We start from the raw sequence: 21,546 nt of genomic DNA, 5'->3' as shown, positions 1-21,546 counted from the left end.
GGACGCTGCGTTTCAGAACCGTCCTTTTTTATCACAAAGCTTTTTATTTCAGAATCGTTAATTCTTTCGGATACTGCGTTAATGCTTCGGCGCCGTCTTTTGTGACGAACACATCGTCTTCAATGCGCACGCCGCCGACATCCGGCACGTAAATCCCCGGTTCTATCGTGTACACCATGCCTTCTTTGAGGAGTGTGTCGTTCGCGCTGCTCATTGATGGATATTCGTGAACCGAAATCCCGAGTCCGTGGCCGAGGCGGTGCGGGAAATAGTCTCCGTATCCGGCTTTTTCAATAATGCCGCGGGCTTTTAAATCAAGATCGCTGATTCTGACGCCGGGTTTGCTTAATTGAAGCGCCGCCTGTTCAGCTTTAAGCACCGTTTCGTAAATCTCTTCCTGTTTCGGGCTGATTGATTGGTATGCGAATGTTCTCGTGATGTCTGAACAGTAGCCGTCAAGAATAACGCCCAGATCAAACAGAACGAAATCGCCTTTTTTCAACCGGTCTGCACCCGGATTCCCATGGGGCTGGCCTGATTTTTCCCCGAACAGCACCATCGTTGAAAATGACATGCCCTGCACGCCTTTTTTCTTCAGCTCAAACTCAATCTGCGCGAGTACTTCGGTTTCACTCACACCCTCTTTGAGCGCCGCGACACCGACTTGAACTCCGTAATCCGCAAGTTTTGCCGCTTCCCTGAGAATGCTGATTTCCTTCTCATCTTTCACGAGACGGAATTGGTTGAGCGTTTCTTCTGCCGAAACAAATGCCGCGCCCCCTGAAGCTTGTTTGAGCTGTTCTGAGCGGGAAAGAGAGATCGAATCCTTTTCAACCGCGATGGAATCAAGCGGCACATTTCGTTTTGTGAGCTCGGCTTTGATCAGCTCCCACGGGTCTTCGTGATCGCCGTAGCCGATAATACCATGCTTCCACCCGGCGCTGCGGGCTTGTCCGGCTTCCATTCCCGGACAAACGAAAAACGGCTCCTGTTCCTGAAACAGGAACAATCCCATTAACCGCTCATGCGGATCCGTGTAAAAATCAGTTAAATAAAATACGTTTTCCTTTGTATGTATAAACGCCGCATCATGCCCTTCTTTTTTCAGCCAAGATGAAACACGTTCTAATCTGTTCATTTTTTGCTTTTCCTCCTTACCAAAGTGACTCTTTATTCATTCTATCAGTTTTCCGGCGTTTATGCTGTGAACGAACATTTAAAAAACAGCCGCCCGATGTGCGGCTGTCATGTTTATTTTAATAATCTCAGTCCGTTCAGAATGACCAGAATCGTGCTCCCCTCATGCCCGATCACGCCAAACGGCAGTTCCATCACCTGCAGAAAGTTGGCGCAGATCAAAAGGCAGATGACCGAGAGCGAGAAAACAATATTCTGCTTAATAATCCGGTTCATTTTCCTTGAGAGTCTGCACATTTTCACAAGCTTGTGAAGATCATTTTTCATAAGGACTAAGTCAGCCGTTTCAAGGGCCACGTCCGTCCCCCCGCCCATCGCAATACCGACGTCAGCGGTTTTCAGAGCGGGCGCGTCATTAATGCCGTCCCCCACCATGGCGATTGTGCCGTACGTTTCTTTCAGCTTCTTCACTTCTTTTGCCTTTTGGTCCGGCAGACAATCGGCAACAACCGTCGTCATGCCCGCCTCTTTTGCAATGGCAGCCGCAGTTTCAGACTGATCGCCGGTGAGCATGGCTGTTTTAATGCCCAGTGATTCAAGCTCAGCCATCACGGCTTTGGCTTCAGGTCGGATTTGATCCTTTAAGGCAAAGCAGCCCGCAATCCGGTCATCTTTTTTAACAAAGACCAGTGTAAAACCTTTATCCTTTAATTCTTTTCCCGATGTTTGCAAAAAAGCATCTGCCGCATCTTCACCTGCAAACCCCGCTTTTCCGACCATCCATTTGACGCCTTCTATTTCAGCCTGAACACCGAATCCGGACGTCTCGTCAATCGATAGATGTCCTGCGGGCGCGGCGCCCCGGCTTTCGGCAAATTCAGCTATCGCTTTTGCAAGCGGGTGGCTTGATTGCTTTTCCATGGCATACACCGCCTGCATGATCTCATCTTCACTCACATGTTCCGCAGCTTGAAATGCCGCGACTGCCGGCTGTCCCTTAGTGACCGTGCCGGTTTTGTCAAATGCGATCATCCGTACGCTTCCCAGCTGCTCTAAAAACACACTTCCTTTAACCAATAATCCGTTGCGGGCCCCATTTGAGATAAGGGAAAGCGCAGCGGGCATAATAGAAGCGACAAGTGCGCACGGGGAGGCGACCACCATAAACACCATCGCCCTGTAAAAGGTTTCACTCCAGCTCCAGCCTAAAGCGAAATGAGGAATGAATAAAAGCAAAGCCACGGCTAACAGCACGCCTTTGACATAGACACTTTCGAACCGCTCAATAAATGCCTGAGCCGGTGACACGCTGTTTTGGGCTGATTCCACCAGCCGGATGATTTTTCTGAATAAAGACTGTTCATTTGTTTTCGTCACACGGACCGTTAAGGAGCCGTTTCCGTTTACCGTTCCTGTAAACACAGAATCTCCGGCTGTTTTTTCCGCCGGCATCGCTTCACCCGTAAGCGCCGATTCATCGAGGCTCGTCACGCCAGACTCAATGATCCCGTCTGCTGCTACGCGTTCGCCCGGCTTAATGACGATCATGTCACCGATCTTAAGTTCAGCAGCCGGCACCCGCTTTTCCCGTCCGTCCGCAAGCAGTGTCGCTTCCTCCGGTTCCAGTTTCATTAAAGATGTTAAATCACGGCTGCTTTTATTCATCGTATATGTTTCGAGCGCGCCGCTTAACGAAAAAATAAAGATAAGAACAGCGCCTTCAGCCCAATAACCGATCAGGGCGGAGCCGACAGCCGCAAAAATCATCAGCAGTTCCACATTTAACGCCTTCGTCTCAATGGTATCCTCAATTCCCTCTTTCGCTTTTGCAAATCCCCCGATCAGGAAGGCAAGGATATACAAAGTGACGGACAGGCCTTTTGTTTCGGTAAAAAACCAGGCCGCAAGAATAAGGACGCCGGATACGAGCGCCGCAATGAGTTCTGCATGCTGGAGCCACTTTTTTCCGGCCCGCTCTTCTTGTATGTGCTGTTGTGAATGGGTTTGTGTCATCACTTGTTCATTCATTATGAATTCTCCTCTCTAATTGAGAACGCAAATCATCTTCAATTCCCCGATAAAAGCAAAACAGCCGCCTGACAGGCAGCATTTTCACAGTGTTATCGCAGTGTTTTCTTTATTATAGCATGCCGGCGGAAGATTTCAATTATAATTGTTTTAATTTCTTTTTGATAATAATTATCATTAGCGTTTCTTCAGCTGTTCATTATATGCAAAAAAGGTGCGGGAGGAATTCCTCCCGCACCTTTTTATTTCTCTGACCATTCTTTTAATTGTGAGGCGGTCATCGGACCGACGATCTTTTTTTCGATTTCTCCTTTTTCATTCAGCAGAAATGACGTGGGAATCGTCATGACATCGTATTCCTTCATAAGCTCGCCTTTCGTGTCAAGAACAATCGGGAAAGTGAGATGGTGCTGACTGACAAAGTTTTGAACGGTATTTTTGTTTCGCTCGGCATTCATCAAATTTACCGTTACAAGGCTTACATCATCGGACTGATGCTGTTCATAATACGTTTGGAACTGAGGCAGTTCTTTTTTGCACGGCGGACACCACGATGTCCAAAAATGCAAAATCGTTTTCTGCCCTTTATTCGGAATCGATATCTCGTCTCCTTCAATCGTCTTCATCAGAAACACGGCGGGAACTGCCTGTTTTTCTGATGAGGCTTTTGCTTCAGGCATCCAGACGGCGGCAGCTATCAAAAGGACTGCACATACAATTAGGCGGTTTTTATGCATATGATCTTCCTTTCACGCGTTTCGGATAGCTTGCCCTTCCTTATTGAAATGTATCAGCCTTTTCAGCTTTCGATCCGGGGCGCTGTTCTTCCGCCGCCCGTCAAAAACACGGAGACACCGAGGTCTTTGCAGATCGTCGCGTAATGTAAACTTGTCAGAAGAATCATGCCGGTATTCATGCCGAGTATAATGCCGAGCATTTGCAATTCCGGCATAGAACCGAGCACATACATCATCGAAAGCCCCACAATGCTGCTCCATACGTTATGATAAAACGCCGTTTTCACGTGGCCGATACCGATCAGACAGGCCTGAAGCGGCATCACAAACAGATGAAAAAGAAAAAACGGCCACAAAAGCTGCAAATAATACTGCGCTTCCGGAGACTGAAAAAACAAATGGGTCAGCGGGCCCGCGAACTGAAACATGACCCAGACTGCCGGAATGCCGTAGCCGAATGTAATAAAAATCGCTTGTCTCAGCCGTTTCAGCACAATATCATATTGGGACAGCGCATACGCTTCTGAAATGCTGGGAATCATGACGACCATCAGCGAATGGGCGATAAATGCGGGAAACGAACCGATTGTCATCGCAACACCGGCAAGCATGCCGTATTGATCAATCGCGGCTGTCCCGGCTGCCCCGGACGCCAGCAGCGCTCCTTTCACTAAAAAGGGTTCAATGGCGTTCGTCACCGCATGAAATATACGAAGTCCCGTTGTCGGGATCGATACGGCCAGGAGGCGTTTCCGCACGTCTTTCCCGCGAAGATGAATGTGCTGATGGCCGGAAAGCGCCCTCCTCGCCAAAATAAACTGCGTATACAAGTAAACGAACACCACGACATCGCTTGCGACCAGCACAAATAATGAAATGAGCACGGCCATATCAATTTCAAAAGAGTACCATTGAAAAAAGATAAACAGACAAAGCACTTGAATGATTTTTTTCATGACATTCGCAACCGCGATTTTTCCCATTTGCTGCACACCCATAAAATAACCTCTGGCGATGGATGTAAAAGCGACGACTGGAATCAGCCCGATGACAATCCCTTTAATAAACGGGTGATACGTATCGAATACAGGAATGAACGGCAGCGCGATGCTTGCGGCCGCGGTTGAAAACGCGGTAAAAACGGCGGTCATTCTGAAGGCATGCCGGAGCATGCTTTCATGCAGCTTCTGATTGGATTCCGCGATGAATTTTGAAATGGAGATCGGAAGCTCCAGACTGGCGATGACGATAATTAAAAAAATGGTGGGCAGAATGCTCATGTAAAGTCCCATCCCATGCTCGCCAAGCTCCCGCGCCAGTATCATATTCACGACAAATTCCAGACATTCCGCGAAAAAGGCGGCGATGGATAAAAGAATGATCCCTTTCACAAATCGATTCATGGTGTCTCTCCTTGTCTCTCGTTCTTCCATCATCATATGAGACAAGTTCTGAAAATATTTTCGATTTCTCAAAATTGAAAAAAGCATAGCCGGGATATTTTTGATCCCGCTATGCTTACATCGCAAATACGTGTCTGCCGATCCGTTCGATAATTTTTCGGGAACGGATCCAGTGGTCAGATGCCGTTTTCGGATTGTAGAAAAACAACGCGTTCGTTTCTCTTCCCGGATGGTCAAGCGCCTCATTTGCGGCGGCGATGGAATCCTTATCCGGCTTTTGATTAATGCTTCCGTTTGCTACCGGTTCAAATGCATTCCTTTGATAGATCACGCCCCGAATGGTATCCGGGAAGCCGTTTTTTTCAGTGCGGTTCAGCACTACGCTGGCTACCGCAACCTTCCCTTTATAAGATTCACCTTTCGCTTCTGCGTGAACGAGACGTGACAGAAGTTGTCTGTCAGCGCGGGAATACGTTTTTTTCGGCGGCTGATAAGCCGTCTCTTCCGGTTTTGCCTTCTTCTCTTGGTGAGATGACAGCTTTATCGGTTGGATAGAATGCTTATGATCCGTTTTTGAAAGCTTCGGAACCGAGCTTTTTTTATTTAAATCAGCAACCAGTGTGCTGGGTTCTTGCTTTGGCTTCTTCGCAAAAGTAAACAGAGCTTCTGTATGTTCAATTTTTGATGCAGGCATAAAACATAGAAAAAAGACAGCCAAGGCAGCAAATTTTGTCGTCATACGATTTCCTCCTTAAATACTTCACTACCTTAACAAGAGCTGTGCGCAAATTCACGGTTAAAGATTTTCCAGTGCTCCCAATCAGCTTTTATGATGGAAGAAGTTCGTTAACAGCCTTGTTATTGGCAGGAAAACAGCCGTCATTTTCACAACATTAACCAAATAGCAGTAAAAGTATCCATCGGAGGGATTTTACATTTTGTTTACATCTGTTACAGCAAGATGAAATGAGAAACCAAAAAACAAAAAAAAGACTCCTCAAGTGCGAGGAGCCGTCAGCTTCTTGGCTGTTCTAAATACTGAAATACAACATCTCCGCCCTGCTGTGCAATACCGCGGAAATGCTTAAAATCTTCCTGCTTCGATAAAACTGCTCGAAATGCAAGAAAATGTTCTTTCTGCACCCTGAATTCTTTGATTTCCCCGGTGCGCATTTGGTTGATACATTCTGAAATTTCCTCAGGCAGCAACGAACACAGCCTCCTTTTCTCGGCTTTTTCCCGAAAAACAATATACCATCTTTCCCCCGCCGGGACAATGATTGAGCGGGCTGATACCCATATCGCTTTACTTCTTAAAGAAAATACTGCAAAATATTTTCAAACAGGATTTATGATAAAGGAGAGGAAGCTCGTGAAAATTGCTAAGGTTGGAAACGTCATTGAATTTAAAAACGGATTAACCGGTATTGTTGAAAAAGTAAATGAAAACTCCGTCATCGTTGATGTAACCATCATGGATAATTATCGTGACCTTGAATTAGATTCCCTCACTGTCGTCAACCATAAGAATTATAAAATCATCAGAGACTCCTATTAAACCCCCCGAACAATCCGAACCATTTACATATCCCGCACAAAAGCTGCCGCCCGGCAGCTTTTTCAAATGAATTCAGATCTCGGTCATTTCTACAAAAAAATCACCTGTCTCATCTTTATTGTAAAGATTAGTGACGGATGTATAGTAGTTGGTTATTTTACCGCGGAATTCAAGCCCGCGCTCGGGCGCCTTGATGTCAAATGTTTTTTCATACAAAAGGACGGCAATATCATGATACGTTTCAGAGGTCACCTTCAATATAAATGAAATCATGCGGCCGTTTTCACCCGCACTTTCTTTACAATCATACATTTTCAGTCTTACACCGTTTAACTCTAACGGCTCCATTACGAACACTCCTTCTTTTTACAGGACATGCTATCATGCTGACCATTCCTTTACAATTGATCCGCTCCGAATGAGAAAAAACAGCGCAGGCCTTTACAAACATACGTTCCCTATTTTATAATGAAACAGACGAGCTGCCATCCAGCATCCCGTCTTTTCATTAGAAAGCGGCGAGTGGAATTCCCCCCGGATTCGCTCGTCTTTTTTATGTAAAACCCCCTCATTTCTGAGGAGAAACTATATGGTCGATTATCAACAAGTCATGGTTCTCCACGTACCTTGGCGCCTTGAATTTCCCCATCCTTTAATGAGAGTGGTCAATCAATTCTCATCATGTTTTTTAGATAAACCAGCATCCATTCAGGATAGAGATTCATTGCAATTATCTTCGAATTTTGCTTTGAACTATAAATCATTATATATTTTTAAACACTGTATTCCAGACTGACGCATCCTCTTGTCCAAGACTCCAGCTGCCAAGACCTTTCAGATTATATTTTTGAGCGAGTTTTATTTTTGCTCTGAGTGACTGTTCATTTTCAAACCATAATGTATATGTTCCCGAAGGCAACAGCCCCTTGTTATCGTGATTGACAGTAAAAATAGCTTTTGGAGATTGACTCTTTGTGTCAAAAATAATTGTCCCGTTATGCCTTTTTACTAATGAGTCAACAAGGTAAAGGGGAATGGCTTGAGAGGCAGATTGGCCTTTCATCCAACAGCGGCCATAGAATGGCAATCCTAAAACTAGTTTTTTAGGAGAGATTTTTTGGGTCAGAGCATATTGAATGGACTTTTCCACCCATCCTACACTTGCAGTAGGTCCAGCAAGGTGGCTTTCATCGTAGGCCATAATCATAAGGTAATCTGCATATTTAGCTAAATACTCGTAATCATATGATCCGTGCCAGCCCTTCGTCCAGCCAAAAGGATTTGCCGCCACTGCAACTGATACTTCTTTATGTCTAGGAATACTTTCTCTTACCAATCTAACAAAATCTGTAAATAAATTCCGATCTTTTTCTGTAAGGTTTTCTATATCGATATTAACTCCGTCCAAATCCAGTTCTTCTATTGCATGAGAAATTTGTTTAGCTAAAAGAACTCGGTTCATTAATGAAAATCGTCCCAAATCCTGATCCCAATGATTGCTTAGAAAAGGAACTACTTTTAATTTTCTTCTATGAAGAGCTTTAATCACATCGGGATTAGCTGAACGGAGAAGTAATGATCCATCTTTTCTGATATAGAAAAAATCAGGAGACACAACATTTAATACTCCGTTCGTTTGATCAACGTGTTGAATAAAATCCCATCCTAATCCAGAATAGAAATAGCTCATTTGAAACATCTCATAACCCCTTCATCCCCAAAAATATCAAGTTCCCCACAAATAAAAAAATGAGGATTGTCATTTCAATTTGATTCGTTTCCGAAACCTCAAAGATTATCTTTCTCTTATCTTTATAATTTGTCCAGGATAAATTCTATCTGAAGAAAGCTTATTAAGATTCATAAGTTGTTGTACCGGGATATTGAAGGATTTAGAAAGCGTCCATAATGTATCGCCGGATTCCACATGATATACTTCGTATGTCACGGGAAATTCCATATAACGAGGCGTTCTTTTTACTTTATTCGCTTGATTTCTTATTTTAGGTATTTTCCCCTTCATTCATATTACTCTCCTTTAGAAAAATTTGTTATCAATATTTCTAAACAGTTTCTCTCTAATCTTAATGATTTGTCCAGCATATATTTGATCTGATTTGAAATGATTAAGCTCCATGAGTTGCTGCAGGGAAACATTATACTTCCTGGCAATTATTGATAATGTTTCACCGGGAGTAACATGATGGATCACGTATTTTTCTTTGAGAACATCTACATAATGAATGGTTTCCCCTAAGTTTCTTATAATTCCTCTGCTTTTTAGCACCTCAAGCATTCTCTCGGCTCTATGCAGATAGGAATCATTCTTTACAGCCTTTTTACCGTTTATCTGAATCTTTTTTCTCTCGCTATCATGATTCAAATAGTATTTAACCTTTTCCAATGTTTCTTTTGGGGAGGAAGAAACGATGAGATCGCGGCCAGGTTTGAATTTACCTCGAACTGCTGGTGTATCCGATGTCAATAAAACCCCCCCGGAACCAAGAATCTCATAGGTGCGTTGCGTAAGTTGGCTTTCACAGTTTTGCAAACCGATAACGACTTTTGCTGAACTGTAGACTTTATATGCTTCAGTATAATCAAGGTATCCATGGATCCAATTGCGGGGAATTTCTCTTCCTATATATTTACTCATTTTTTCCCAGTTTCTCCCCCAAAAATCAATGCGAATACCCTTCCGTATAAGAGGACGAATAAGCGTTTTTAAAGAGGACGAACGGAACACTTCCGGATGTTCTTCAAGAAAATTAGGGTAAGCATTAGCCACCACTGCTATATCACAACTGTATTTTGCTAATGGTTTAATCTGGTGATGTATACTTTCGTGAAATGCAAAGTCTAAGTGAGCTGCTTTAATCCCCATGCTTTCATAAGTTTTACACAGAGAAGGCGTAACCGTGAAAACAAAATCTGGTTTCACCTTTTTAATTAACGGGATAGTAAAGTTTTGAGTGTGCAGCGGGTCTTCAGTTGCCCAATAAACGAGAGGGATATTCACCTTTTTAGTAGCGTTGCGAATCCAGGCCTGCTTTTCCCTTGAATGCTCTGGTGTCCATCCCATAGATACTATTAGATCTGGTTTAAATTCGTCTATCATTTCAGTGATATTTTCCCGACTTACAGGACCGGAAATCATTACGGTATGTCCTGCTTCCCTAAACCCATTTGGTAAACCATAGAGCCACATGGGATGACTCTCGAGGAAAAGAATTTTCACACATTTTCGCCCTCTCTTTCACTTTTTAATGTCTACTTTATTGGTATGTAGAAGAGAAATAATTTGTCGCGGTACCAGTCTATAAAAAATGTTCAAGTGCAAGATAACGTGATTGGATATGGATGCCCCACAAAAAAAGAAAGCAATCTACAACATATTTTCCTTTGATTTTGTTAGCCTTTCTGCCAAAATACTTTCGTTAATAAATTGTTTTTGTGCTTAAAAGAAAAAGACGTACACATTTGTACGTCTTACATTACCTCTGCAATAGCAATTTATTTGCATAAAAAGTCATAATAGGCACGCTTTTATAGTGATTAACGATTATCAATCGTCTCCGGATACAAATCATGATTCATCATGCGGTACTCGGCCATTTTTTCATATTTTGTTCCCGGTTTGCCGTAGTTTGTATACGGGTCAATGGAGATTCCGCCTCTAGGCGTGAATTTGCCCCATACTTCAATGTAGCGGGGGTCCATTAATTCGATCAAATCATTCATGATGATGTTCATGCAGTCCTCGTGGAAGAAAAGGCAGGTCAAAGTCTTGTCCCATAAGTACTTGCTCTAGCATTAATCATGAAGTCACACCAATTTCACACCTTACCAAGGGGACTATTTGTAATCTCTGCGCAGTGAAATTATACCTGTGCTAGCCCGCCATCTACGAACAATTCAACACCCGTCAAGTAACTGCTTTCGTCTGAAGCAAGGAAAGATACAGCGTTTGCTACCTCTTCAGGTGTCCCAACTTTTCCAGCTGGAACAGTATTTCTGGCATTTTCCATTGCTCCTTCAAGTGCATCACCAAAAAGCTCATCGTATGCAGGTGTAAGAATAGCTCCTGGACTCACCACATTTACACGGATTTCAGTACCTTTTAGGTCAAGAATCCAGTTGCGAACCAGTGCTCTTAACGCTGCTTTAGATGCTCCATATACACTAAACGCTGGGTTGCCAATTGATCCAGCAGTAGAGCCCGTTACAATAATAGAACCTACTTTGTCCGGGAATAGTGATAACGCTTTTTGAACAGTAAAGATGGTTCCTTTAACGTTAATGTCGAACGTTCTATCAACCTGCTCTTCAGTAATTTCACCTAATGGAAGGAAGTTGCCGGTGCCTGCATTAGCAAAAAGAATGTCCAACTTACCTTTTTCCTGCTTTATCATGTCATATAGTTTGTCTAAGTCTTCTAGCTTAGAAATATCACCTTGAACACCGGTTACGTTCTTGCCAATTTGGTTAACAGCTTTATCAAGTTCGTTTTGTCTGCGTCCCGTGATATAAACATATGCACCTTCGTTTACAAATTTTTGTGCTGCAGCAAGACCAATCCCACTTGTTCCACCCGTTACAAGCGCTATTTTACCTTCAAATTTACCCATACTTAACACTCCTTTAGAATTGATTTTATTTTATGTCTAGTACCTTTAAGTACTTGAAGAACAACTTACAAGATATAGTATCCTTCAGTAAGCACATTATCGGAAGTACCCACTTTTTTGTGATATAGTAACTAAAAAGTAATAAATGCGGAATGGAGAGCTTTAGACATGAAAAAATTTAGCTGTGGGTTTGAAGTGACAAAGGAAGTGATTGGCGGAAAATGGAAAGGCCTTGTATTATACTTTTTAATGAATGGACCAAAGAGAACGAGTGAATTAAAGCGCATGATCCCAAATATAACTCAGAAAATGCTGATTCAAACACTTAGAGAGCTTGAAGCCAGTGGACTTGTGAGCAGAAAGATGTATAATCAAGTACCGCCGAAGGTTGAATATTCATCCACTGAACTTGGAGAATCTCTTAAACCTATCTTGCAGGAGCTCTGTCAATGGGGAAGCCATTATGCGGAGCAAGAGTATGCAGAAGGTGAATATGAAATTGTACAACCAGAACAACTAAAGTGAGGATTGATGTAGCTGCTGAAGTAAATGCTAAACAACTTCAATACCCTCACCTAACAGATGAAGAACAGTCAGAAATAAATGAGATATTCAATTTTGAAAGTGAAGTTCTAATAAGAAGTGTCACGGACTATATTCAGGAAAACTTTGATGAAATTCAAAAAAGAGCTGTTTCAAATGTTAAAGAGAAGGTTCAGAAACTTAGCCAAAAAATAAATGAAGATATTGATAATAATATTTAATGCCTATGATCTCTAGATAGGCATTTTTTCTTTCGGATAAAAAAGAAAAGACGTACAAATTGTACGCCTTAATCTGCTTCTGTACTATCAATTTTCCACTGCATAAAAGTCACAGTTCAGGTTGCACCTCAGGTCACACTTTTATTGAGCTTAGTGCGGGTCACACTCCGTATCACACAACGGAATAATTACCGATTATCAATCGTCTCCGGGTACATATCATGATTCATCATCCGATGTTCGGCCATTTTTTCATATTTTGTTCCCGGTCTGCCGTAGTTTGTATACGGGTCAATCGAGATTCCGCCTCTAGGCGTGAATTTGCCCCATACTTCGATGTAGCGGGGGTCCATTAATTCGATCAAATCATTCATGATGATGTTCATGCAGTCCTCGTGGAAATCTCCGTGGTTACGGAAGCTGAAAAGATACAGCTTCAGCGATTTGCTTTCCACCATTTTTTCGTCCGGAATATAGCTGATGTAGATGGTTGCAAAATCCGGCTGTCCCGTTTTGGGGCAAAGCGACGTAAATTCCGGGCAGTTGAATTTAACGAAATAATCACGGTTCACGTGTTTATTCGGAAATGATTCCAAAACCTCCGGCGCATATTCAAATAAATAGTTTGTCCCTTGATTCCCCAGGAGCGTAACTCCTTCTAATTCTGATTCTTTTCTTGTCATATAAATCTCCCTTTCTATTAAACTCCCCGTTTATTGCCCCAAAGCAATGTATGCAGCTGAGGCAGGACTCTGACGAGATTCAGATCCGAATCGGCTGAAACCTTATCAACGAGTGTTTCGTATTTTCCGAGCAGATGTGCGATCAATGCCCGGTCGTCCGTCGTATGGACGTTATCGTTTCCGACCTGAAGATAAAACGGGATATTCGGATACCGCTTGTGCACGGTTTTCGCGAATTGCAGATCTTCATCATTAAAAATGACGACCTTTAAGCTGACCGCGTTAAGCCTTTCTGCCGCATCAAGCGAAGACACAATGTGATCGAGCTTTGCAAAATCGGTTGTCATCCCCGAACTTGGCGGCTTCGGTGAAATCGTCAGGTCGTTAATCATTGTGAACCAATCCTGATAGACCGTTCCCTGCGTTTCTAAAGCGGCGCGCACCCCGTTCTCTTTCAGCAGCAGAATCAGCGCGTCAAGCTGCTTTAACAGCGCCGGGTTTCCTCCTGAGATGGTGACATGGGAAAAGGCGTCTCCGCCGATTTCTCTCAGCTCGCGGTAAATGTCTTCCGCCGTCATCCAGCGGATATCTTTTTTGGCAGAGCCGTCCCATGTAAAAGCGGAGTCGCACCAGCTGCAGGAGTAGTCGCAGCCCGCCGTGCGGACGAACATGGTTTTCTGGCCGATAACCATGCCCTCCCCTTGTATCGTCGGTCCGAAAATTTCTAATACCGGAATTCCTTTAGCCATTCCTATCACCTTTTTTCGGGCGGTATACGCAATAGCTTGTCGGGGTTTCCCTGACAAAAATCTGCACGCAGACCGGCTGATTCTCCAGTGTTTCGAGGTAGGACTGCACCTTATCGTAAATCGTTTTGGCCACGACCTCGGTCGTCGGCAGTGAATATCTGTCATCTTCAGAAAATTCGTCATGGTCATTCAGCAATGTATGGTCATAAGCGCCGTGCACCAATTTCTTCAGCACGCTGAAATTCACGAGAAAGCCTGAATCGTCCAGTTCATCCCCCGCAACTGTAATATTTACTGTATACGTGTGCCCGTGGACTCTGCTGCACGCTCCGGCGCTTTCGCGGGGAATAAAGTGCGCGGCTGAGATGTGCATGTCCTTATTCAACTCAAACGAATAAGGATGCTGAACCTGCGGGTATATTTGAGAAAGCAATTAGTTCCGCTCTCCTTTCATTTTCATATATTCATCATATCCTTTATTGCGGAGCAGGCATGCCGGGCATTCGCCGCATCCGTCCGCAATGATGCCGTTATAGCAAGTCAGTGTGTTATTCTTTACAAAATCAAGCGCGCCGAGCTCATCCGCAAGTTTCCACGTTTCCGCTTTGTTCAGCCACATAAGCGGCGTATGAATGACGAACGGCTTTTCCATCGCCAAGTTGACGGTGACATTGCAGGATTTGACAAACTCGTCACGGCAGTCCGGGTAGCCGCTGAAATCAGTCTCGCAAACACCGGTGATAATGTGGCGCGCGCCGATTTGATATGCAAGAATCGATGCAAAGGATAAAAATACAAGGTTGCGTCCCGGCACGAAGGTTGTCGGCAGTTCCCCGTCCTTCGCTTCAATTTCGATATCATCTCTTGTCAGCGCATTCGGCGCAAGCTGATTTAAAAGAGACATATCAAGCAAGTGATTTTTGACACCGAGCTTTTCGGCAATCGATTTTGCCACATCGATTTCTTCTTGGTGACGCTGATTATAATGGAATGTAACGGTTTCCACTTCTTCAAAGTTTTGCAAAGCCCATAATAAACAAGTCGTGCTGTCTTGGCCTCCGCTGAACACCACAACTGCTTTTTCTTTTTTCATGTCTTTCTCTCCCTTATCTATCATTCCATAAAAAAAGCGCCTTTTTCGGAGAAGGCGCCCTAAAAAACATAAAAAAAACCGTATCCAAGGATACAGCTCGTCCTTAGTTTTTTATAGAGGGTGTAGCTAGAACCTCTCCCGCATCAATACGGATTTTCTTCTTTTTTCACTTTTGCTATCATACCATAATGTTGTTTCCCGTGACAATAAAAAAACAGCCTGAACCCTGTGTCAGGCTGCAAAAGCGGGTTTAAGCCCTGCGTTTTTTCCCCGGAAATACCATCAGCGCAATCCCGATCAGAACAAATAAAGCAGGCCAGAAAACAGAAACCGGAATGATCGGCTGATTCGTCATCATAAAGCAAAGTGCTGTCAAGGTCAGCACCGCAACCAGGATGAGCAGCGCCTTCTGTTTCCCGCCGAACAGCCACAGCTCAAATAAACCGAATGCCGTTGCCAACAGGTAAACAGGCCATGTCACACCGGAGTAGGACCAATTGGTTGCCGTTTCAAAGACAAACAAGATCCCCGTAATCAATAATATGCCGCCCGGTACGAGAAGTCCCGCGTTTTTGACAGGTTTCGGGCCGAAAATCGGAATGTGAAAAGCGGCGCCCAGCAAAAGAATGAGAGCGGGCCAGCCGCGTTCGCTGATGGCTTCATTTGCATTGGTGAATATGCCGAAAATGCCCGCGGCGCACAGAACCGCCGCAGCAGTCAAAAGCCCTCTCTGCTTTCTGCCGAACAGCCAGGCTTCAAACAGACCGAACGCAACGGCAAAGAGGTAGACAGGCGATGTCACATTTGCGTAAGTCCAATCCGTCAGCGTTTCAAACCATAACAAGCAACCCGTCACAAGCAAAATGCCGCCCGGAATAAGAAGGCCCGATCTTTTTTTCGGCTGCATAAAGGCAGCGGCGTGAAACAAAAGCGCGGCTGCGATGATCAAAAACGGCCACAGCCCCGTCATCAGCATACCGGCAAAGCATAGTGCTCCCACGGCTGTCAGGATGAAAGCAGGAATCAATACACCTAACTTCCTCCCGCCGAAATACCACAGCTCAAACAGACCGAGAGCAGGCGCCCATATATAAACAGGCCACGTCACGCCTGAATACGTCCATCCCGTTGCCGTTTCAAAACAAAACAGGCAGCCCAGCACAAAAAACATACCGCCCGGAACGAGCAGTCCCGCCTGGTCAGGCGTTTTTTTCGCAAAAATAAATCCGGCGTGAAACCCTGCGGACATTATAATGAAAAGAAACGGCCACGCCGAACCTGCGGATATATGAATAACTCCCGCCCTCTGTAAAAAAAACGCAATGCCGATACAAATAAAAATAAATCCCAATAATACACGTCGAGCTTTCATCTCTTACTCCTCCCCATCATTTCCCAATTCATTATACAGAAATGTCAGGAAAAAAGAAGGGGAATTCCCAAAAAATACAGACATTTTCCTTATATCCTTATTTTTCTTTCGGGATTTTTTTGCAAATCAATGCGCCGATGAAAGCGAGGCTCACATACCCAAATACCGGATAAACGGTGGAAATCAGCTGTCCGTAGCCGATTTGGCTGATAATGAAAGCAAACGCCAAAATGCCGCCGTAAATATATGTACTTTTTATATGAAGAAAACTGTTTAATTGTTTTTCCAATCCGTATAAATTACCGATGACCGACGTAAACACTTCTCCGAAAATAATAAACAAATAAATGATATGAAGCGAACGCGAATACGAATAGACGACTTGAGCCATCGGAATGTCAAACTCCAGCACATCCGGCAGCACCGATAATGATAAAAAGCTCGCGGCAAGCACCAGTGTCAACAGAACGCCGCCAAAATAAGCCCCCCTTCTGATCACCTTCTCTGAAGACATTTCATTCGCAAGCGGCACAAGCACGGCTTGGGCGAGCGATAAATTTAACGCGCCGTAAGAGACGGCGGACAAAAGCCAATTCCACTTGTCAGGCCATACCCATTCGTCCGCGTTTCTCGTGCTTGTAAATACAAATGAATCTGCTGTCACGATAAAAGAGAAGGAAATTAAAAGCGGCACAACCAATATATTGACGCCGAACACACCTTTAACGCCGCTTGTCATGACGGCAAAGCTCAGTACGATCGTCAGAAGGATCCCCGCTTGTGCGGACCAGCCAAGCTGTTCATGAAACAGCGCTCCCGCTCCGGACAGCATGACAGAGGTCACTCCCAGCAATATAAACATCATAAACATGTTCACGGCGCGGCCGATGGACTGGCCGAATAAATATGTGTTCAATTCCTGATAAGATGCTGCATGAATCCGTTTGGAAATGATCATGATTTTGGCGCCTAAATATGTAAACATCAGACCGCTTACCACGATACCGAACAGACCGATCCAGCCAAACTTCAGAAAAAACTCAACGATTTCCCGTCCCGTGGCAAAACCGGCTCCTACAACCGTGCCTACGTATACAAATGCAAGCTGACTTGCAGAACCTTTTGTTTGTCCCATTTCACCCTCCGGCTAAGCGCAGATTTGTCCAGGCCTTTATATATGCTTATGAGACAAGTCGCCCGAAAAGACGAACAAATCGTTCTTCCCCGGAGAAAACAGATTCAGCTCTCTCCTCTAAGCAAAAATATTGAAAGAAAAAAAGGGCCGGCGTATACTCCTCATCAAGAAAGGTCAAAACATTTCATTTCCTTTCTGACTATATTGGTCAAAAACAATCAAACCTCACAAATATCACTTATCATGCTGTAAACATTTATTTTTCAGGGTTTGAAACAAAACACTTGAAAGTCAAAGAAGGTCAGAGTATACTATTAATCAAAGAAGGTCAAAGTTAAGACCTTATTTTCTAATCCATTTGGTCAAAGATGATCAAACATTTTTCGAGGAGGTTTTGGCAAATGCGTTGTCAACATTGTCAGAAAAACGAGGCGACGATTCGCCTGAACATGCAAGTCAATTCCATTCAAAAACAATTCGTTTTATGTGAAACATGTTATACAGAATTAACCCGAAAACCGTCTATGAGCATGGGGCCGCAATCATTCGGATTCCCGTTTGAGCAAGGTTTCGCTCCCAATCAAAATAAACAGCAGGCCGGCCCTGAAAAAGGCCTGCTCGACGAGCTCGCTCAAAACGTCACAAACGGCGCAAAAGCAGGTCTGATTGACCCTGTGATCGGCCGCGATCATGAAGTGGCGCGCGTAATTGAAATTTTGAACCGCCGGAATAAAAACAATCCGGTGCTGATCGGTGAGCCGGGCGTCGGTAAAACGGCTATTGCAGAAGGCCTCGCGCTTAAAATCGCTGAAGGCGATGTGCCGAACAAATTGAAAAACAAAGAGCTTTACCTGCTTGACGTCGCTTCTCTCGTCGCCAATACAGGGATCAGAGGCCAGTTTGAAGAAAGAATGAAACAATTAATGAACGAATTAAAAGAACGGAAAAACGTCATCTTGTTCATTGACGAGATTCACCTTCTTGTAGGCGCCGGCTCTGCCGAGGGATCAATGGATGCCGGGAACATCCTGAAACCGGCGCTTGCCAGAGGCGAGCTGCAGGTCATCGGGGCGACAACGCTGAAAGAGTACCGCCAGATTGAAAAAGATGCGGCGCTTGAAAGACGCTTCCAGCCTGTCATGGTTCACGAGCCTACAATAGAACAAGCCATCAGCATTCTGGAAGGCATTAAAGATAAATATGAGAAATACCACGGCGTCACATTCAGCAATGAAGCGATAAACGCCTGTGTTACGCTTTCATCCCGTTACATTCAGGACCGCCACCTGCCGGATAAAGCGATCGACTTATTAGATGAAGCCGGCTCTAAGGCGAACCTGGAGCTTGATACCGTAAATGAAGAAGATGCGGCTGAGAGACTCAAAGCAATTGACGCGGAGAAAACAAAAGCGCTTCATGAAGAAAATTATGAGCTTGCCGCGAAACTGCGTGATGAAGAAGCGGCGTTGGAAAAGCAGCTGGCGCATGAAACACCGGCCTCTTCACCTGAAATCGGGGCGGAGCATATTCAAGCCATCATTGAACAGAAAACAGGCATTCCGGTCGGAAAACTCCAGGCTGATGAACAAGTCAAAATGAAGGAACTTGAAGAGCATCTTCATCAGCGCGTCATCGGTCAGGAAAAAGCCGTGAAAAAAGTGGCGAAAGCGGTCAGACGAAGCCGCGCCGGCTTAAAATCCAAAAACAGACCTGTCGGCTCCTTCCTCTTTGTCGGACCGACCGGAGTCGGAAAAACCGAGTTATCAAAGACACTCGCAGATGAACTGTTCGGTACAAAAGATTCCATTATCCGTCTCGATATGAGTGAATACATGGAAAAACACGCCGTATCAAAAATTATCGGTTCACCGCCGGGATATGTCGGACACGATGAAGCCGGTCAATTAACGGAAAAAGTGCGCCGCAATCCGTACAGCATCGTGCTGCTCGATGAGATTGAAAAAGCCCACCCTGATGTCCAGCATATGTTTCTGCAGATTATGGAGGACGGCCGTCTGACAGACAGCCAGGGCAGAACGGTCAGCTTCAAAGATACCGTTTTGATTATGACAAGCAACGCTGGAACCGGCGAAAAACAGGTGAAAGTCGGATTCCAATCTGAAGAGAGCGTCCTGGAAGAACAAACGCTGATTGATTCACTGAGCGCGTTCTTCAAACCGGAGTTTTTAAACCGGTTTGACAGCATCATTGAATTCCAATCCCTGAAAAAAGAACATCTCGTGAAAATCGTCAGCCTGCTTCTCACAGAGCTTGAAGACACATTAAAAGAGCGCGGCATCAGCCTGAGCGTAACGGACGAAGCGAAAGAAAAAATCGCTGAAATCGGCTACCACCCAGCTTTCGGAGCACGCCCGCTCAGAAGAACCATCCAAGAATTGATCGAGGACGAAATGACAGATCTCTTATTGGATGACAACGAAATAAAAGCCTTCCATGTCGTAATGGAAGAGGACGGCATCAAAGTCCGGGCACAATAAGAAAAAAGCGGTTCCCTCCTCGCGGGGAGCCGCTTTTTTGTTTCTTTCTCCATGCCGAAAGGGAGAAACTGTGAAGAATTCGGGAACAATTTCTCAATCACCCTAAAGTTCCATGCACTGCCACCGATATTAACCATAGAAAGCTAGTATAAAGGATTTGGTGAAAACTATGGATAAAACATCGATTATCGGTATCATCCTCGCCTTGATTGCTTTAAGCGTGGGCATGGTGCTGAAAGGGGTCAGCTTAAGCGCACTCGCTAACCCGGCAGCTATTCTGATTATTTTGTTCGGTACGATTTCTGCGGTGATCATCGCATTCCCCGGAAAAGAAATCAAAAAAGTGCCTGCCCTTTTTAAAGTGCTGTTTAAAGAAAACAAACAGCTGACAATTGCGCAATTAATTCCTATGTTCTCTCAATGGGCGCAAATCGCCAGACGTGAAGGTCTGCTCGCATTGGAAGCAAGCATTGAAGACGTGGATGACGCATTTTTGAAAAACGGCCTGAGTATGGCGGTTGACGGACAAAGCGCAGAATTTATCAGAGATATTATGACTGAGGAAGTTGAAGCGATGGAAGACAGACACCAGGCCGGCGCAGCCATCTTTACACAAGCCGGCACATATGCGCCGACACTCGGCGTTTTGGGTGCGGTCATCGGCCTTATCGCGGCTCTTTCCAACATGAACAATACCGAGGCGCTCGGACATGCCATCAGTGCGGCTTTTGTCGCCACCCTTCTCGGGATTTTCACAGGATATGTACTATGGCATCCCTTCGCCAACAAACTGAAACGCAAATCAAAGCAGGAAGTCAAACTGCGTGAAATCATGATCGAAGGCGTTCTGTCAGTGCTTGAAGGACAGGCCCCGAAAGTGATCGAACAAAAACTTCTCATGTATCTTCCTGCGAATGAACGCGCAAAAGTCGCTGAACAAGAAGGAGAGGCAAACAATGGCGAGAAAAAAGAAGAAGAAGCATGATGACGAGCATGTGGATGAGTCTTGGCTGATCCCGTACGCGGATTTGCTCACCCTTCTTTTGGCTCTGTTCATTGTATTGTTCGCCATGAGCTCGGTCGATGCGGCGAAATTCCAAATGCTGTCTAAATCATTTAACGCCGTGTTTACCGGAGGCACGGGTGTTCTTGAATATTCAAGCGTCACCCCTCCTGAAAACGAAAAAGACGGCGTTGATCAGTTAAAAAAAGACAAGGAAAAAGATAAAGAACAGAAAAAGAAAGAAAGAGAAGCAGCCGACCGCGAAGAACTTGAAGGCGTGCAAAAGCAAGTCAATCAATTTATAAAAAATAAAAAGCTTAAAACTCAGCTGGAAACAAAGCTGACTAAAGAAGGACTCTTAATTACCATTAAAGACAGTATCTTTTTTGATTCCGGACGGGCGGATATCCGTCAGGAAGATATTCCGCTTGCCAAGGAAATCTCGAATCTCCTTGTGCTGAATCCGCCAAGGAACATTATTATCAGCGGACATACGGACAATGTACCGATTAAAAACTCACAATATCAATCTAACTGGCATTTAAGCGTCATGCGGGCCGTCAACTTCATGGCTATTCTCACGGAAAACCCGAAACTTGACGCAAAAGTATTCAGCGCCAAAGGTTTCGGAGAGTATAAACCGGCCGTGTCGAACAAAACCGCCGAAGGGCGCAGCAAAAACAGGCGCGTCGAGGTATTGATACAGCCTAGAAACGCCGCGACTGACCAAAATCAGTAATATAAAAAAGGAAGCCTTT

General features: G+C 44.6%; 23 protein-coding genes, 1 pseudogene and 1 riboswitch. Of the genes and pseudogenes, 6 read left to right on the top strand and 18 right to left on the bottom strand.

The features are described 5' to 3' along the window. Window positions 1–43: 43 nt before the first annotated feature. From AC1RRX_RS05900 to ykzS, 6 genes are all read right to left on the bottom strand, one after another. On the bottom strand, window positions 44–1,138 hold the full coding sequence (locus AC1RRX_RS05900) for a M24 family metallopeptidase (RefSeq protein WP_144463983.1): 1,095 nt from the start codon (window positions 1,136–1,138) through the stop codon (window positions 44–46). A 113-nt stretch (window positions 1,139–1,251) separates the two neighbouring features. Continuing rightward, entirely contained in the window at window positions 1,252–3,165 is a 1,914-nt protein-coding gene (locus AC1RRX_RS05895) for a heavy metal translocating P-type ATPase (RefSeq protein WP_007409595.1), read from the bottom strand. 242 nt (window positions 3,166–3,407) lie between these two features. Further along, window positions 3,408–3,902, bottom strand: a complete 495-nt coding sequence (gene stoA / locus AC1RRX_RS05890; protein WP_007409594.1) for an endospore biogenesis thiol-disulfide oxidoreductase StoA — start codon at window positions 3,900–3,902, stop codon at window positions 3,408–3,410. A 62-nt stretch (window positions 3,903–3,964) separates the two neighbouring features. After that, window positions 3,965–5,305 carry a polysaccharide biosynthesis protein gene (locus AC1RRX_RS05885; RefSeq protein ID WP_007409593.1) on the bottom strand — a complete coding sequence of 447 codons (1,341 nt, stop codon included), beginning with the start codon at window positions 5,303–5,305 and terminating at the stop codon, window positions 3,965–3,967. A gap of 115 nt (window positions 5,306–5,420) precedes the next feature. Further along, window positions 5,421–6,044, bottom strand: coding sequence for a cell wall hydrolase (locus AC1RRX_RS05880; RefSeq protein ID WP_007409592.1), 624 nt, complete (start codon window positions 6,042–6,044; stop codon window positions 5,421–5,423). Window positions 6,045–6,319: 275 nt separating this feature from the next. After that, complete coding sequence (gene ykzS / locus AC1RRX_RS05875) at window positions 6,320–6,514, bottom strand: protein YkzS (protein ID WP_007409591.1); 195 nt, start codon at window positions 6,512–6,514, stop codon at window positions 6,320–6,322. A gap of 163 nt (window positions 6,515–6,677) precedes the next feature. On the opposite strand from ykzS, the gene AC1RRX_RS05870 reads away from it, so the two are divergent. Then, window positions 6,678–6,863, top strand: coding sequence for a YkvS family protein (locus tag AC1RRX_RS05870; RefSeq protein WP_003154669.1), 186 nt, complete (start codon window positions 6,678–6,680; stop codon window positions 6,861–6,863). Window positions 6,864–6,935: 72 nt separating this feature from the next. Here the strand turns inward: AC1RRX_RS05870 and AC1RRX_RS05865 are convergent, their stop codons facing one another. The 6 genes and pseudogenes from AC1RRX_RS05865 to AC1RRX_RS05840 form a co-directional block, all read right to left on the bottom strand. Beyond that, window positions 6,936–7,211 (bottom strand): DUF3219 family protein, encoded by a 276-nt coding sequence (locus tag AC1RRX_RS05865; protein ID WP_007409590.1) that lies wholly within the window; start codon window positions 7,209–7,211, stop codon window positions 6,936–6,938. A 415-nt stretch (window positions 7,212–7,626) separates the two neighbouring features. After that, the gene (locus tag AC1RRX_RS05860; RefSeq protein WP_020955733.1) at window positions 7,627–8,562 is read right to left on the bottom strand and encodes a glycosyl hydrolase family 18 protein; all 936 of its coding nucleotides are present in this window, start codon (window positions 8,560–8,562) and stop codon (window positions 7,627–7,629) included. Between the two features lie 96 nt (window positions 8,563–8,658). After that, window positions 8,659–8,886 carry a LysM peptidoglycan-binding domain-containing protein gene (locus tag AC1RRX_RS05855; RefSeq protein ID WP_122503874.1) on the bottom strand — a complete coding sequence of 76 codons (228 nt, stop codon included), beginning with the start codon at window positions 8,884–8,886 and terminating at the stop codon, window positions 8,659–8,661. 15 nt (window positions 8,887–8,901) lie between these two features. Beyond that, window positions 8,902–10,101, bottom strand: coding sequence for a spore protein YkvP (gene ykvP, locus AC1RRX_RS05850; protein ID WP_032871328.1), 1,200 nt, complete (start codon window positions 10,099–10,101; stop codon window positions 8,902–8,904). Window positions 10,102–10,418: 317 nt separating this feature from the next. Beyond that, window positions 10,419–10,631, bottom strand: a pseudogene (locus tag AC1RRX_RS05845) (tunnelling fold family protein); the annotation flags it as partial. A 113-nt stretch (window positions 10,632–10,744) separates the two neighbouring features. Then, complete coding sequence (locus tag AC1RRX_RS05840) at window positions 10,745–11,491, bottom strand: SDR family NAD(P)-dependent oxidoreductase (RefSeq protein WP_122503872.1); 747 nt, start codon at window positions 11,489–11,491, stop codon at window positions 10,745–10,747. Between the two features lie 168 nt (window positions 11,492–11,659). Between AC1RRX_RS05840 and AC1RRX_RS05835 the strand changes: the two genes are divergently transcribed. Continuing rightward, complete coding sequence (locus AC1RRX_RS05835) at window positions 11,660–12,016, top strand: winged helix-turn-helix transcriptional regulator (protein ID WP_015417346.1); 357 nt, start codon at window positions 11,660–11,662, stop codon at window positions 12,014–12,016. Further along, complete coding sequence (locus AC1RRX_RS05830; protein ID WP_122503871.1) at window positions 12,013–12,255, top strand: hypothetical protein; 243 nt, start codon at window positions 12,013–12,015, stop codon at window positions 12,253–12,255. Before AC1RRX_RS05835 ends, AC1RRX_RS05830 begins: the two co-directional genes overlap by 4 nt. Window positions 12,256–12,443: 188 nt before the next feature. On the opposite strand, the gene queF is transcribed toward AC1RRX_RS05830, so the two are convergent. From queF to AC1RRX_RS05800, 6 genes are all read right to left on the bottom strand, one after another. Further along, a complete protein-coding gene (queF, locus tag AC1RRX_RS05825; protein ID WP_003154673.1) occupies window positions 12,444–12,938 on the bottom strand; it encodes a preQ(1) synthase in 495 nt (164 codons plus the stop codon). 17 nt (window positions 12,939–12,955) lie between these two features. Beyond that, on the bottom strand, window positions 12,956–13,687 hold the full coding sequence (gene queE, locus AC1RRX_RS05820) for a 7-carboxy-7-deazaguanine synthase QueE (protein WP_015239741.1): 732 nt from the start codon (window positions 13,685–13,687) through the stop codon (window positions 12,956–12,958). Beyond that, window positions 13,680–14,120 carry a 6-carboxytetrahydropterin synthase QueD gene (gene queD, locus AC1RRX_RS05815; RefSeq protein WP_007611020.1) on the bottom strand — a complete coding sequence of 147 codons (441 nt, stop codon included), beginning with the start codon at window positions 14,118–14,120 and terminating at the stop codon, window positions 13,680–13,682. Before queD ends, queE begins: the two co-directional genes overlap by 8 nt. After that, window positions 14,121–14,780: a 7-cyano-7-deazaguanine synthase QueC gene (gene queC / locus AC1RRX_RS05810; protein ID WP_003154679.1), complete on the bottom strand. Its 660-nt coding sequence runs from the start codon at window positions 14,778–14,780 to the stop codon at window positions 14,121–14,123. Window positions 14,781–14,877: 97 nt separating this feature from the next. Next, a riboswitch (PreQ1 riboswitch) is annotated at window positions 14,878–14,922 on the bottom strand. A 108-nt stretch (window positions 14,923–15,030) separates the two neighbouring features. Beyond that, window positions 15,031–16,152, bottom strand: coding sequence for a hypothetical protein (locus tag AC1RRX_RS05805; RefSeq protein WP_144463984.1), 1,122 nt, complete (start codon window positions 16,150–16,152; stop codon window positions 15,031–15,033). Window positions 16,153–16,249: 97 nt separating this feature from the next. Beyond that, window positions 16,250–17,287 (bottom strand): YkvI family membrane protein, encoded by a 1,038-nt coding sequence (locus AC1RRX_RS05800; RefSeq protein WP_020953988.1) that lies wholly within the window; start codon window positions 17,285–17,287, stop codon window positions 16,250–16,252. Window positions 17,288–17,688: 401 nt separating this feature from the next. On the opposite strand from AC1RRX_RS05800, the gene clpE reads away from it, so the two are divergent. The 3 genes from clpE (at window position 17,689) to motB (ending at window position 21,527) form a co-directional block, all read left to right on the top strand. Continuing rightward, window positions 17,689–19,785, top strand: a complete 2,097-nt coding sequence (clpE, locus tag AC1RRX_RS05795) for an ATP-dependent protease ATP-binding subunit ClpE (RefSeq protein ID WP_032866084.1) — start codon at window positions 17,689–17,691, stop codon at window positions 19,783–19,785. A 169-nt stretch (window positions 19,786–19,954) separates the two neighbouring features. Beyond that, window positions 19,955–20,770, top strand: a complete 816-nt coding sequence (motA, locus tag AC1RRX_RS05790; protein ID WP_007408461.1) for a flagellar motor stator protein MotA — start codon at window positions 19,955–19,957, stop codon at window positions 20,768–20,770. Then, the gene (motB, locus tag AC1RRX_RS05785) at window positions 20,742–21,527 is read left to right on the top strand and encodes a flagellar motor protein MotB (protein WP_144463985.1); all 786 of its coding nucleotides are present in this window, start codon (window positions 20,742–20,744) and stop codon (window positions 21,525–21,527) included. Before motA ends, motB begins: the two co-directional genes overlap by 29 nt. Window positions 21,528–21,546 lie beyond the last annotated feature (19 nt).

It is taken from the genome of Bacillus sp. GW821-FHT11D08 (assembly GCF_058808515.1).
The sequence above is the reverse complement of the archived record's forward strand: the minus strand, read 5'-3'. Positions and strand labels throughout refer to the sequence as shown.

Bases quoted from the DNA above. Each gene is read 5' to 3' on its own strand.
- AC1RRX_RS05900 (WP_144463983.1), bottom strand. From the start codon at position 1,138: ATGAACAGATTAGAACGTGTTTCATCTTGGCTGAAAAAAGAAGGGCAT.
- AC1RRX_RS05895 (WP_007409595.1), bottom strand. From the start codon at position 3,165: ATGAATGAACAAGTGATGACACAAACCCATTCACAACAGCACATACAA.
- stoA (WP_007409594.1), bottom strand. From the start codon at position 3,902: ATGCATAAAAACCGCCTAATTGTATGTGCAGTCCTTTTGATAGCTGCC.
- AC1RRX_RS05885 (WP_007409593.1), bottom strand. From the start codon at position 5,305: ATGAATCGATTTGTGAAAGGGATCATTCTTTTATCCATCGCCGCCTTT.
- AC1RRX_RS05880 (WP_007409592.1), bottom strand. From the start codon at position 6,044: ATGACGACAAAATTTGCTGCCTTGGCTGTCTTTTTTCTATGTTTTATG.
- AC1RRX_RS05865 (WP_007409590.1), bottom strand. From the start codon at position 7,211: ATGGAGCCGTTAGAGTTAAACGGTGTAAGACTGAAAATGTATGATTGT.
- AC1RRX_RS05860 (WP_020955733.1), bottom strand. From the start codon at position 8,562: ATGTTTCAAATGAGCTATTTCTATTCTGGATTAGGATGGGATTTTATT.
- AC1RRX_RS05855 (WP_122503874.1), bottom strand. From the start codon at position 8,886: ATGAAGGGGAAAATACCTAAAATAAGAAATCAAGCGAATAAAGTAAAA.
- AC1RRX_RS05840 (WP_122503872.1), bottom strand. From the start codon at position 11,491: ATGGGTAAATTTGAAGGTAAAATAGCGCTTGTAACGGGTGGAACAAGT.
- AC1RRX_RS05835 (WP_015417346.1), top strand. From the start codon at position 11,660: ATGAAAAAATTTAGCTGTGGGTTTGAAGTGACAAAGGAAGTGATTGGC.
- queF (WP_003154673.1), bottom strand. From the start codon at position 12,938: ATGACAAGAAAAGAATCAGAATTAGAAGGAGTTACGCTCCTGGGGAAT.
- queE (WP_015239741.1), bottom strand. From the start codon at position 13,687: ATGGCTAAAGGAATTCCGGTATTAGAAATTTTCGGACCGACGATACAA.
- queC (WP_003154679.1), bottom strand. From the start codon at position 14,780: ATGAAAAAAGAAAAAGCAGTTGTGGTGTTCAGCGGAGGCCAAGACAGC.
- AC1RRX_RS05805 (WP_144463984.1), bottom strand. From the start codon at position 16,152: ATGAAAGCTCGACGTGTATTATTGGGATTTATTTTTATTTGTATCGGC.
- AC1RRX_RS05800 (WP_020953988.1), bottom strand. From the start codon at position 17,287: ATGGGACAAACAAAAGGTTCTGCAAGTCAGCTTGCATTTGTATACGTA.
- clpE (WP_032866084.1), top strand. From the start codon at position 17,689: ATGCGTTGTCAACATTGTCAGAAAAACGAGGCGACGATTCGCCTGAAC.
- motA (WP_007408461.1), top strand. From the start codon at position 19,955: ATGGATAAAACATCGATTATCGGTATCATCCTCGCCTTGATTGCTTTA.
- motB (WP_144463985.1), top strand. From the start codon at position 20,742: ATGGCGAGAAAAAAGAAGAAGAAGCATGATGACGAGCATGTGGATGAG.